The 11,806-nt window shown below is 65.0% G+C and carries 15 protein-coding genes; 7 read left to right on the forward strand and 8 right to left on the reverse strand.

Annotation, left to right across the window (positions count from 1 at the left end; genetic code table 11):
* Positions 1-24: 24 nt before the first annotated feature.
* The 3 genes from atpE to ACYCUK_RS05620 form a co-directional block, all read right to left on the reverse strand.
* Positions 25-273: a F0F1 ATP synthase subunit C gene (atpE, locus tag ACYCUK_RS05610; protein WP_013107156.1), complete on the reverse strand. Its 249-nt coding sequence runs from the start codon at positions 271-273 to the stop codon at positions 25-27.
* 61 nt (positions 274-334) lie between these two features.
* Entirely contained in the window at positions 335-1,195 is an 861-nt protein-coding gene (gene atpB / locus ACYCUK_RS05615; RefSeq protein WP_112485130.1) for a F0F1 ATP synthase subunit A, read from the reverse strand.
* Positions 1,196-1,255: 60 nt separating this feature from the next.
* Entirely contained in the window at positions 1,256-1,732 is a 477-nt protein-coding gene (locus tag ACYCUK_RS05620) for an ATP synthase subunit I (protein ID WP_461593843.1), read from the reverse strand.
* A gap of 125 nt (positions 1,733-1,857) precedes the next feature.
* Here ACYCUK_RS05620 and ACYCUK_RS05625 point away from each other — a divergent pair, with 125 nt between their 5' ends.
* Both ACYCUK_RS05625 and ACYCUK_RS05630 read left to right on the forward strand, forming a co-directional pair.
* Positions 1,858-2,115, forward strand: a complete 258-nt coding sequence (locus ACYCUK_RS05625; protein WP_461593844.1) for a hypothetical protein — start codon at positions 1,858-1,860, stop codon at positions 2,113-2,115.
* Between the two features lie 49 nt (positions 2,116-2,164).
* Positions 2,165-2,611: a CopD family protein gene (locus tag ACYCUK_RS05630; RefSeq protein ID WP_461593845.1), complete on the forward strand. Its 447-nt coding sequence runs from the start codon at positions 2,165-2,167 to the stop codon at positions 2,609-2,611.
* Between the two features lie 22 nt (positions 2,612-2,633).
* On the opposite strand, the gene hemB is transcribed toward ACYCUK_RS05630, so the two are convergent.
* Complete coding sequence (gene hemB, locus ACYCUK_RS05635; RefSeq protein ID WP_461593846.1) at positions 2,634-3,635, reverse strand: porphobilinogen synthase; 1,002 nt, start codon at positions 3,633-3,635, stop codon at positions 2,634-2,636.
* Positions 3,636-3,934: 299 nt separating this feature from the next.
* Here hemB and ACYCUK_RS05640 point away from each other — a divergent pair, with 299 nt between their 5' ends.
* The 5 genes from ACYCUK_RS05640 (at position 3,935) to ACYCUK_RS05660 (ending at position 8,048) form a co-directional block, all read left to right on the forward strand.
* Positions 3,935-4,375, forward strand: a complete 441-nt coding sequence (locus tag ACYCUK_RS05640) for a CopD family protein (protein WP_461593847.1) — start codon at positions 3,935-3,937, stop codon at positions 4,373-4,375.
* 11 nt (positions 4,376-4,386) lie between these two features.
* Positions 4,387-5,520, forward strand: a complete 1,134-nt coding sequence (locus tag ACYCUK_RS05645) for a VanZ family protein (RefSeq protein ID WP_461593848.1) — start codon at positions 4,387-4,389, stop codon at positions 5,518-5,520.
* 12 nt (positions 5,521-5,532) lie between these two features.
* The gene (locus ACYCUK_RS05650; protein ID WP_461593849.1) at positions 5,533-5,874 is read left to right on the forward strand and encodes a (2Fe-2S) ferredoxin domain-containing protein; all 342 of its coding nucleotides are present in this window, start codon (positions 5,533-5,535) and stop codon (positions 5,872-5,874) included.
* On the forward strand, positions 5,871-6,554 hold the full coding sequence (locus tag ACYCUK_RS05655; protein WP_461593850.1) for an alpha/beta hydrolase: 684 nt from the start codon (positions 5,871-5,873) through the stop codon (positions 6,552-6,554). The genes ACYCUK_RS05650 and ACYCUK_RS05655 overlap by 4 nt, the downstream gene beginning before the upstream one ends.
* Positions 6,555-6,800: 246 nt before the next feature.
* The gene (locus tag ACYCUK_RS05660; protein WP_461593851.1) at positions 6,801-8,048 is read left to right on the forward strand and encodes a D-alanyl-D-alanine carboxypeptidase family protein; all 1,248 of its coding nucleotides are present in this window, start codon (positions 6,801-6,803) and stop codon (positions 8,046-8,048) included.
* A 121-nt stretch (positions 8,049-8,169) separates the two neighbouring features.
* On the opposite strand, the gene miaB is transcribed toward ACYCUK_RS05660, so the two are convergent.
* From miaB to rfbA, 4 genes are all read right to left on the reverse strand, one after another.
* Positions 8,170-9,522 carry a tRNA (N6-isopentenyl adenosine(37)-C2)-methylthiotransferase MiaB gene (miaB, locus tag ACYCUK_RS05665; protein ID WP_461593852.1) on the reverse strand — a complete coding sequence of 451 codons (1,353 nt, stop codon included), beginning with the start codon at positions 9,520-9,522 and terminating at the stop codon, positions 8,170-8,172.
* A gap of 96 nt (positions 9,523-9,618) precedes the next feature.
* Complete coding sequence (locus ACYCUK_RS05670; RefSeq protein ID WP_461593853.1) at positions 9,619-10,008, reverse strand: hypothetical protein; 390 nt, start codon at positions 10,006-10,008, stop codon at positions 9,619-9,621.
* A gap of 133 nt (positions 10,009-10,141) precedes the next feature.
* Positions 10,142-10,711, reverse strand: coding sequence for a dTDP-4-dehydrorhamnose 3,5-epimerase (gene rfbC, locus ACYCUK_RS05675; protein WP_461593854.1), 570 nt, complete (start codon positions 10,709-10,711; stop codon positions 10,142-10,144).
* Between the two features lie 31 nt (positions 10,712-10,742).
* Positions 10,743-11,636, reverse strand: a complete 894-nt coding sequence (gene rfbA / locus ACYCUK_RS05680; protein ID WP_461593855.1) for a glucose-1-phosphate thymidylyltransferase RfbA — start codon at positions 11,634-11,636, stop codon at positions 10,743-10,745.
* Between the last annotated feature and the right edge of the window lie 170 nt (positions 11,637-11,806).

Below are 11,806 nucleotides of genomic sequence, written 5' to 3' on the forward strand. Positions count from 1 at the left end.
CAGTCGGTGGGTGGTGCGCTGCAATTACTTCAGCACGAAGGGGTTGGCGAAGGTGAACATCATCGCCAGACCGACACCGATCAGGAAGGCCGCGTCGATCAGGCCGGCCAGCAGGAACATCTTGGTTTGCAGTTCGTTCATCAACTCGGGCTGGCGCGCGGCGGATTCGAGGTATTTGCTGCCCATGATGCCGATGCCGATGCAGGCGCCATTGGCACCCAGACCGATGATCAGACCCGCAGCCAAAGCGACATAGCCGAGAACGTGTTCCATGAAATGCTCCTGTTGAAAAGTTGGTAGTCAGTGATAAAGAAAAGGGAAAATCAAACTCGAATCAATGATGGTCGTGAGCCTGGCCGATGTAGACCAGGGTCAGCATCATGAAAATGAAACCTTGCAGCACGATGATCAGCATGCTGAAAACGGACCAGGCGAAACCCGCCACGATATTGCCGAAAAACAGCGTCCACCCGGTCAGGCTGCTCAGACCCGCAGCCCCCATGAGGGCAATGATCATGAACAGGATTTCTTCGGCATACAGATTGCCGAACAGTCGCATGCCGTGGGACAAGGTCTTGGCCAGATATTCGAGCAGTTGCATGGCGAAGTTCAACGGCCACAGCAGAAAATGGTTGCCGAACGGGGCGGTGAAAAGCTCGTGCACCCAGCCACCGACTCCCTTGATCCGCATGCCGTAATACAAACTCAGCAGCAGAATGGTGATGGACATGCCGAGGGCAATGGACAGGTCCGCGGTCGGCACGACGCGCAGATACATGTGCTCGGGGTTGTGCCCGGCCATGGCGCCAGCGCCTTGCCACAGACGCGGCAGCAGGTCGACCGGCAACAAGTCCATCGCGTTCATCATCACGATCCAGACAAAGGAGATGAACGCCAGCGGCGCGACGAACTCGCGCGACTTGGCGCTGCGCACGATGCCGCGTGCCTGCTCATCGACGAACTCGACCAGGAATTCGACCGCGGCCTGCATGCGGCCGGGCGTGCCGCTGGTCATGTGCCTGGCCACGCGCCAGAGGATGAAGCAGGCGAGCAAGCCAAGAGCCACCGAGACGGTGATCGAGTCGATGTCGACGATGCCAAAATCGATCACACCCGTGCGCGGACCGCTGGTCCAGTGCGTCAGGTGGTGGATGATGTATTCGCCGGCGGTGATGGATTGCTGGTCTGCAGACATGGGTAGATCAGTCGATTGAACGATCGCGGACAGTAAATGGCCGATTCAGTGAGGACAGGCTCAGGCTTTGGGCGCTTTGCCGCGCAGCTTGCCGCGCAATACAAGAGCGATCCAGTACACCTGCAAGGTCGCCACCAGGCCCACCAACATCGCCGGCCAACTCAGGCCGGGAAGCAGGCGAGGCGCCAGGAGCAAAAGAACCACGGTCAGCGCAATTTTCAGCAGCTCACCAAAAGCAAACCCGAACAGCGCAAATGCTGGTTGCAGCTTCACCAGCCAGGCGCGCATGCCACCGGCGAACAATGCCGCCGGCAACATGACCACGATACAACCATACAAAGCCGACAACGCAGCCGGAAGACCGGCGATGCCGTACGCCGCAATCGCGGCCAACGCGCCCACCAAGGCCTGGAGCCCAACGACGGTCCACACCGAGACACCCGGCTTGGCCAGCATCAACGCCTGCGCCTGCTCACGCGTCAGCGGCTTGCGCTCGGTCTTGTCGGCATCGTCCTGCCAGGAATCGGAAGCTTGCACTTGTCTCACTTGACCAGGGGAATTTCGTTCGTCAGCCACACGCGGCGCCGCTTGGGGCGGCTGACCGGACAGGTGCCCGACAGGATTTGTCGCTCCGTGCGCTGCCGACCCAAGCACGCTGTCGCATGCAAGCCGCCCACGTATATTTGTGTTTGAGTTGTAACAATTCAGAGGGCGACGAAGCAGCGGAAGTATACGGGATGGTTTTTCCCGTTTCATCGCTTTTCAACGTCCCAAGCCTGGATTTGTTGCCCGTCAAGGTTTCAGAGGCGGCGGAGCAACAGCCGCTGTCCGACTTGCGCAACACTGACCTGGGCATGTTTGAATGCGTGCTCTCTCACCAGCAAATCCAAAGGATGGTCCCGAGGTTTGCTCGCCCATGAAGGGTGTGGCTCTGCTTGCAGCGCCCTTGGGTACAGCCCCGGAGATCCCATGAACGGCTTGCTGATTTTTGTCCACCTGGTGGGCGCGATGGTCTGGATGGGCGGCATGGCCTTCGTGCTGTTCAGCCTCAGACCCGCCGCATTCGCCGAGTTGGAGCCCCCCTTGCGGCCACGCATCATGTTCGCGAGTCTGCGGCGTTTCTTCCCCCTGGTCTGGGGCAGCATTGCGCTGCTGCTGGCCAGCGGGTTGTGGCTCATGCTGCAGGCGGGTTTCGCCCATGCCCCACCGGCCTGGCATGCCATGTTCGGCATCGGCCTGGTGATGATGGCGCTGTTCGGGCACATCTATTTCGCGCCGTTCAAGCGCGCGCGCCGTGCGGCTGCGGAGCAGGACTGGAGCCGGGTGGCCCAGTCGCTGCAGCAGATTCACAAACTGGTGGCGATCAATTTCACGCTGGGGTGGATCGCCATCGCGCTGGTCACGCTCTGGCGCTGAAGCCAGGCGGCTTCGCGTTCTTTCAAGACCCGCGCAGCAAGCGCGCCGCGTCGCGCGCGAAATAAGTGAGGATGCCGTCGGCGCCGGCGCGCTTGAATCCGAGCAGCGACTCCATCATCACGGCATCGCCATCGAGCCAGCCGTTTTGCGCCGCGGCCTTGAGCATGGCGTATTCGCCGCTCACCTGATAGACGAAGGTGGGCATGCGGAAGGTGTCTTTCACCCGCCGCAGGATGTCCAGGTAGGGCATGCCCGGCTTGACCATCACCATGTCGGCGCCCTCCATGAGGTCGAGTTGCACCTCGCGCAGGGCTTCGTCGGAGTTGCCCGGGTCCATCTGATACACCTTCTTGTCCGACTTGCCCAGATTCTTGGCGGAACCCACGGCATCACGAAACGGGCCGTAGAAGGCGCTGGCGTATTTGGCGCTGTAGGCCATGATGCGGGTGTGGATGTGGCCCTGCGCCTCCAGCGCCTCGCGGATGGCGCCGATGCGCCCGTCCATCATGTCGCTGGGAGCGACGATGTCCACTCCAGCCTGCGCTTGCACCAGCGACTGTCGCACCAGCATGGCCACCGTCGGCTCGTTCAGGATATAGCCGGTGTCGTCCAGCAGACCATCCTGGCCATGGGAGGTGTAGGGGTCCAGCGCCACATCGGTGAGCACGCCGAGCTGCGGAAATTCCAATTTCAGCGCACGCACCACGCGCGGCACCAGGCCGTCGGGGTTGGCGGCCTCGGCGCCATCGGGCGTTTTCAGTTCCGGGGCGATCACCGGGAACAGCGCCAGCACCGGAATGCCGAGCTTGACGCAGTCTTCGGCCACGCCCAGCAGCAAGTCCAGGCTGAGGCGTTCGACTCCCGGCATGGAGGCCACGGCTTCATGCCGCTGCTTGCCGTCCAGCACGAACACGGGATAGATCAGGTCATTGACGCTCAGGCTGTGCTCGCGGACCAAACGCCGGGTGAAGTCGTCGCGGCGCAGGCGGCGCAGGCGCAAGGCCGGATAGTTGGCGGTAACCATAAAAATTGCATCCTTTTATGTGACGATGGGAACCTCTTGAGCTTACGCGACTCAAGATGGACAGGTGGCTGCCGCGAGGCGCTTCCTCCCGCTTCTCCTCCCTGAGCGGGGGCCTTGGTTTCAAGGCTATTGACCCCGACACCCCCTGTCGGGGTTTTTTTTGCCGGAACGCTGCCGCATGGCCCCGGCACATGGCCTGGGAACCCCAGGTCGGCGCTTGAAACACAGGTGCCCAAGGCCTTGGCAACACGGCGCGCCGGCGTGAAATTTAAACTGGCGGCCAACAACAAGGAGCAGTCATGGTTTTTCTCTGGGTCAAGGCTCTGCACATCATTTTTGTCATCTCGTGGTTCGCCGGCCTGTTCTACCTGCCTCGCATCTTCGTCAATCTGGCCATGGTGCCGCCCGGCAGCGAAGCCGAGCGTCAGCGCCTGCTGCTCATGGCCCGCAAGCTCTACCGCTTCATGACCATCCTGATGATTCCCGCAATCGGCTTCGGCCTCGTGCTGTGGCTGTATTACGGCATTGGCCTGCGCGGCCCGGGCAACGGCTGGATGCATGCCAAGCTGACCCTGGTGCTGGTGCTGCTGGGCTTCCACCATGCCTGCGGGCGCGTGCTGCGCAAGTTCGAGCAGGGCCGCAACACCCGCAGCCACATGTGGTTTCGCTGGTTCAACGAGGTGCCCACCATCGCCATGTTCATCATCGTGCCCCTGGTCGTCATCAAGCCATCGTTCTGAGCCGGCATGCGGTGAAGCACGCCCCTTCGGTGTTTTCGCGCTACGCACTGGCGGCTTACTGGCTGCTGGTGCTGTACGCCAGTCTCTATCCCTTTTCCGGCTGGCGCTGGCAGGGCCTGAGTCCGCTCGACTTCGTCACCGCGCCGCTGCCGCGCTACATCACCCTTGACGACATCTGGCTCAACGTCGCCGGCTATCTGCCGCTCGGCCTGCTGGCGGCCGCCAGCCTGCGCCCGCGATGGACGGGCTGGCGCGCCTGGCTGCTGGCGTCCATCGCTTGCAGCCTGATGTCGTTCGCGATGGAAACCTCGCAGGCCTTCCTGCCGGTGCGCGTGTCGTCCAATGTCGACTGGATCACCAACACTCTGGGCGGGGCGCTGGGCGCGGCGCTGGCGGTGTGGCTGCTGCCACGGCTGTCACTCAGCCAAAGGGTGCGCCAGCTGCGCGAGCGCTGGTTCGCGCGCGATGCCAGCCTCGGGCTGCTGCTGCTGGCGGCGTGGCCGCTGGCCTTGCTCTGGCCGCCTCCCGCGCTGTTCGCCACCGGCCAGGTGGCGGGCAGCCTGGCGCAAAGCCTGATCGACACCAGCCTGACCGCGCCCGATGTCACGGCCCCATTCGCGCGCTGGTTCAACTCCGACGCCCTGCTGGCCCTGACCACGCCGCAGCCCATGGGTGCGCAGCAGCAGGCCTGGATCGCCGCGACCATGCTGATGGCGGCGCTGTGGACCAGCGCGGCGCTGACGCACAGCGGCGCGCCACGCGTGCGCATCGGCCTGGCGCTGACGCTGGCTGGGCTGACGGCCATGAGCCTGTCGGCCGCGCTGGGCTTCGGCCCCGAACACGCGCTGGCCTGGGCCACGCCCGCGGCCACGCATGGCCTGGCGCTGGGCCTGGTCATCGGCCTGCCGCTCACCCATCTGCCGCGCCGGTTGTGCGCCGCGCTGGCGCTGATCGCGCTGATCTGCGGGCTATGGTGGATCAACCAGGCCGGGCCCGATCCGTATTACGCGCAAAATCTCCAAACCTGGAGCCAGGGCCTGTTCATCCGCATGTTCGGCCTGCCGCAATGGCTGAGCTGGCTGTGGCCTTACGTCGCCGTGCTCTATCTGCTGGGGCGCGTCGTGCGGCCTGGCGCAGCAACCTGAACCGTCAACCGCATGAGCTACTACGCCCACCATATTTTCTTCTGCCTCAACCAGCGTGAGGGCGGTCGCCCCTGCTGCGCGGCGCGCGGCGCCGAAGCCGCGTTCGACCACTGCAAACAAGCGGTGAAAGCCGCAGGTCTGTCCGGGCCCGGACAGGTGCGTGTGAACCGCGCCGGCTGCCTCGACCGCTGCGAGGAGGGCCCGGCCTGCGTGGTCTACCCCGAAGGCGTCTGGTACACCTATGTGGACCAGCATGACATCGACGAAATCGTCGAGCGCCACCTCAAGGCCGGCGAGGTGGTCGAGCGCCTGCTGCTGCCCGACGCTCCGCCACTCACAACACCCGCGCCATGAACCGCAACACCCAGCGCGAGCGCATTGCCGGCCCGGTGGGCTGGATCGAGGTGGCGGTCGATACGCCGGCGCAACCGCCGCGCGGCTTGGCGCTGGTCGCCCACCCCCACCCCCTGCACGGCGGCACGCTGGACAACAAGGTGGCGCAGACCTTGGCGCGCGCCTGGCTGCAGCTGGGTTACTGCACCGTGCGGCCGAATTTTCGCGGCGTCGGCGGCAGCGAAGGCAGCTATGACGCCGGGCGCGGCGAAACCGAAGACCTGCGCGCCCTGCTGCGCCATTACACGGCGACGCTTGCGGCCCGGCTCGAGCTGGAACCGACAACGCTGCCACTTGCGCTCGCCGGCTTTTCCTTCGGCGCCTTCGTCGCTGCGCAACTCGCACAAACGATGCACGCCGAGGGCCGCAGCATCGGCCATCTCACGCTGGTCGGCCCGGCGGTGGTCAACTTTCCTGTGCCCGCCCTGCGGCTGGGCGACGGCACACAGCTGGCCGAACGCCTGCTCGTCATCCACGGCGAACAGGACGAGGTGGTCCCGCTCACGGCCGTGCTGGACTGGGCGCGGCCGCAGCAGCAGCCGGTGTTGGTGATGCCCGGGGCGGGACATTTCTTCCACGGCCTGCTCACGCCGCTCAAGGATTGGGTCAGCACCTGGCATGGCACCGCCAGGTGCGATTGACCCGTGCCTCGTCCACCCCATCGGCTGCAGGCATCCGTGCTGCAGATACAGGCCGATGCAATCTCGTCAGCCGCAGGCGAACAATTTCACCGGCGCCGCACTCCAAACCGACATTCTTTTTAACGGCTTGTCATCTGCGGCGCTGCTATGGTGCGCAGTGTCACGACTCGGCTGCACCGGGTCGCCGCAGCCCGCCCTGCCCACCGGCGGCTTTGTTCAACTGTTTCCATCTTTCTCGCTCGAACCATGCCTTTCAAGATGCCCCGATCCCTGGCCCTGCTCGCACTGGCGGCAGCGCTGAGCTGCGCCTGCCTCGCCCAGGCCGCCCCGAAACCTGCCGCCGCGCCCGCACCCACCCCGCTCACCACGGGTGTGGGCAATGTGCCCACCGGGCCCACGGCGGCACTGCTCGAATCCGTGCCGCTGCCCAATATGCAGGCGCGCAGCTGGCTGGTGCTGGACATGACCAGCAACCAGATCCTGGCCGAGCAGAATGCCGACCAGCAGGAGGCTCCGGCCTCGCTGACCAAGCTGATGACGGCTTATCTCACCTTCAAGGCGCTGAAAGACGGCTCCGTCAAGCTGAACCAAATGGTGACCGAAACCAACGAGGCCTGGCGCACCGGCGGCTCGCGCATGTTCATCGACCCGCGCGTCCCGGTGTCGGTCAATGACCTGCTGCTGGGCATGATCGTGCAGTCGGGCAACGACGCGGCGATGACCCTGGCGCAGACCGTGGGCGGCTCGGTGTCGGCCTTCGTCGGCATGATGAACCGCCAGGCCCAGCAGTGGGGCCTGAAGGGCACGCATTTCATGGACCCGACCGGCCTGCCCGACCCGGGCCATCACACCACCGCGCATGACCTCTCCGTCATCGCCGCGCACATCATCCGCGACTTCCCCGCCGACTACGCCCGCTACTTCAAGGTCAAGGAATTCACCTACAACCACATCACCCAGCCCAACCGCGTGAGCCTGCTGTTCACCGACCCCTCGGTGGACGGCATGAAAACCGGCTACACCAAGGAGGCGGGCTACTGCATGATCACCTCGGCGCAGCGCAACTTCCCCAACGGCCCGCGCCGGCTGCTGACCGTGGTGATGGGCACGCCGAGCGAGCATGCACGCAGCGCCGAAAGCGAGAAGCTGCTGAACTGGGCGTTCCAGAACTTCGACGACATTCATGTGGTGACGGCCAACAAGCCGGTGCTCGGCGCCCATGTCTGGAAAGGCGAGAAAGACCATGTGCAGCTCGGCAGCTTCGACACCCTGGCGGTGAGCGTGCCGCGCGGCGACGGCGCCAAGATCAAGACCACGGTACAGCGCCCCGACCCCCTGGTGGCGCCCATCGCCCGAGGCCAGAAAATCGGCACCCTGCAGGTCACGCTCGACGGCAAGCCCATTGCCAGCTACCCGCTGGTGGCGCTGGACGCCGTGCCGCAAGCCGGTTTCTTCAAGCGCGTGTGGGATTCACTGCGCCTGGCGATCAAATAACTGGCGCTCGGCGGCGCTGGACAACAGTCCGCCACGATGACAAAACGGCCCGATTTTCGGGCCGTTTTGTCGTGGGCGTCGCGCGAAATGGTTGACGCCGATGGATGCAGGCCGTGGCGGCTCATGCCGCGATGGCGGCCTCATGCTCCAGCCACTCGCCACGCAGCGAATGCGGCATCGCCGCGGTGATGCGCACATCCAGCAGCGCACCCACCAGGTCGCTCGCCCGATGCGCCGGCACGGCGAAATTGACGATGCGGTTGTTGGCACTGCGGCCCTGCAGCTCGGCAGCGTTCTTGCGGCTGGGGCCTTCCACCAGCACCTGCTGCCGCGTGCCGACCATGGCTTGCGATATCGCCTGCGCGTTGGCCTCGATGCGCGCCTGCAGGGTTTGCAGCCGCGCCAGCTTCACCTCGGGTGGGGTGTCGTCAACCAGGTTGGCTGCGGGCGTACCCGGGCGGGGGCTGAAAATGAAGCTGTAGCTGGCATCGAAGCCCACGTCGTCCACCAGCTTCATGAGCTGCGCGAAGTCGGCGTCGGTCTCGCCGGGGAAGCCGACGATGAAATCCGACGACAGCGTGATGCCCGGGCGCACCGCGCGCAGGCGACGCGCGATGTGCTTGAACTGCAGCGCGGTGTAGCCGCGCTTCATCGCCGCCAGAATGCGGTCGGAGCCATGCTGCACCGGCAGATGCACATGCGGCACGAGCTGCGCGATGCGGCCATGCGCCTCGATCAGGCGCTCGGTGAATTCGTTCGGATGGCTGGTGGTGTAGCGCAGGCGCTCGATGCCGGGAATGGCGGCGACATACTCCAGCAGCAAGGCGAAATCGCCCTCCTCGCCCTCCACCGGAGCCCGCCAGGCGTTGACGTTCTGCCCCAGCAGGGTGATTTCCCTCACCCCCTGCACCGCCAGTTCGGCCACCTCGGTCAGCACGTCTTCCAGCGGCCGCGACACTTCCTCGCCGCGGGTGTAGGGCACGACGCAATAACTGCAATATTTGCTGCAGCCTTCCATGATGGACACGAAGGCGGCGGCGGCCTCGGCCCGCGCCGGGGGCAGGTGGTCGAACTTCTCGATTTCCGGAAAGCTGATGTCCACCTGCGCCCGTCCGGTGCGCTCGCGTGCCGCCAACAGCTCGGGCAGGCGGTGCAGGGTTTGCGGGCCGAACACCAGGTCGACAAACGGCGCGCGCGCGACGATGGCCGCACCTTCCTGGCTGGCCACGCAGCCGGCCACGCCGATGCGCAGCCCGGGCTTGCCGGCCTTCAACGCGCGCAGCCGGCCCAGGTCGCTGAACACCTTGTCCTGCGCCTTCTCGCGGATGGAGCAGGTGTTGAGCAGGATGAGATCGGCGTCCTCCGGCTTGTCGGTTTTTTCATAGGGCTGGTCGGCGTCGAGCACATCGGCCATCTTGGCCGAGTCGTACTCGTTCATCTGACAACCGAAGGTCTTGATATAGAGCTTTTTCATGGCGATGCATTCAGGTGGAGCGCCGCAGCGCGACCAGGCGCGCGAGGCGTGGATAGGTGTCAATCTGGCGGGCAGCGACCCGCAGGCCATGCAAATTCAACCCGCCCCGAAGCCGCAGTTCGAGGCGGCATTGGGCACAGTGGCCAGCGATGGATCCTTGGGGCTGACGAGCCAAACGCGGAACACGCTGCCAGAGGCGTCGCGCAGAAACACGACCGCACTCTCCAGGCCAGGCAACTGGCCGGTGAGCACGACGCGCTGCTCGGCGTCGAGCACGCGCACACCTGGGCCCAAGGTGTAGGGGACGCAGTTGATGGTGATGTTGGGCCAGGAGCCGAAGCTGGCCACGCCTTTGAGGCTGCCGCTTGGGAACAGGCGTTGCAACTGGGCTTGCGCCGTGCCTGCGCTCATCCAGCAAAGCAGCATGGCGAGCCCGAGCCGAAGGCTTGCCGAACGCATGGAGTTGGTGCGAAGCACGCGGTTCATGGTGTCGATCCAGAGGCGTGAAGGTCGTTCGACCCGAACTTGCCGCATGGCCCGAAAGGCACGCAGCGCAGACCAAAATGGTAGCAGCCGGGGCGGCTTGGCAGACGCCCCGCGGGGCTCGACGGGCGCGATCTCAGCCGTACAGCTCGGCGTGCTTGAGGCTGGGCGCTGCCGCGTCCTTGGCCGCCAGGCCGGGTTGCTTCCCCACTGCCGCCAAATCCTGCAGCGGCCAGGCGATGGCCAGGTCAACATCGTTCCACAGCAGACTGCGCTCGTGCTCGGGGTACCAATAATCGGTGGTCTTGTAGAGAAATTCGGCGCTTTCGCTCAGCGTCAAAAAGCCGTGCCCAAAGCCCGGCGGCACCCAGAGCTGGCGCTTGTTCTCGGCGCTCAGCTCCACACCGACCCAGCGGCCGAAATGGGGTGAGTGCCGGCGCAGGTCGACCGCCACGTCCCACACGCGGCCCTGGGTCACGCGCACCAGCTTGCCCTGAGGCTTGACCAGTTGGTAGTGCAAGCCGCGCAGCACGCCCTGGGCCGAGCGCGAATGGTTGTCCTGCACGAAATCGGCGTCGACGCCGGTGGCGGTCAGGAAATCGCGGCGGCTGTAGCTCTCGAAAAAGAAGCCGCGCGCGTCGCCGAAGACCCGGGGCTCGAGCACGAGCACGTCGGGCAAAGCCGTGGGGGTTGCGGTGTAGGGCATGAGGAATGGGCAGCGACGTTGATGGGCCGAGTCAACGCGCCGGCTCTTGCAGCAGGCGCAGCAGGTATTGGCCGTAGCCGTTCTTTTTCATCGGCTCGGCCAGACGCTGCAATTGCGTGGCGTCGATCCAGCCCTGGCGGTAGGCGATTTCCTCCGGACAGGCCACTTTCAGGCCCTGGCGCTTCTCAATGGTGGCGATGAACTGGCCGGCGTCCAGCAGGCTTTCGTGCGTGCCGGTGTCGAGCCAGGCATAGCCGCGACCGAGGGTCTGCACCTGCAGCGCGCCTTGCTCCAGATAAACGCGATTGACGTCGGTGATCTCCAACTCGCCGCGCGGCGAAGGCTTGAGCGCGGCGGCGATATCGAGCACCGCGTTGTCGTAGAAATACAGCCCGGTGACGGCGTAGCTGCTCTTGGGGCTGGCCGGTTTTTCTTCCAGGCTGACCGCGCGTCCCTGCACGTCGAACTCGACCACGCCGTAGCGTTCGGGGTCTTGCACGTGATAGGCGAAGACCGTGGCGCCGCGCTCCTGGGCGCTGGCCTGCTGCAGCAGCGTCTGAAAATCGTGCCCCCAGAACAGGTTGTCACCCAACACCAGGCTGCTGGGAGCATGGCCGACGAAGTCGCGGCCGATGATGAAGGCCTGCGCCAGTCCATCGGGACTGGGCTGCACGGCGTATTGCAGATTCAGCCCCCACTGGCTGCCGTCGCCCAGCAGCTGGGTGAAGCGCGGCGTGTCCTGCGGCGTGGAGATGACGAGCACGTCGCGCATGCCCGCCAGCATCAACGCCGACAGCGGGTAGTAGATCATCGGCTTGTCGTACACCGGCAGCAGCTGCTTGCTCACCGCCTGGGTGACGGGATAGAGCCGCGTGCCGGAACCGCCGGCGAGGATGATGCCTTTGCGTGACTGGGGCAAGTTCATGGACGATCTGCGTTGCATGCGATGGGAGTGAAGGAGAGCAGGGAGCGTACAAAAAAGCCGCCGACCCAGGCGCGGAATGGGTGCCTGATGTTAAACGCCCGCCTTGTGGGCTGAGCCCCATCGGGTGGCGCTTCAGGCGATCGAATGGATGTCCGATTTCCGAATTCGCC

It is taken from the genome of Thiomonas sp. (genome assembly GCF_054608695.1).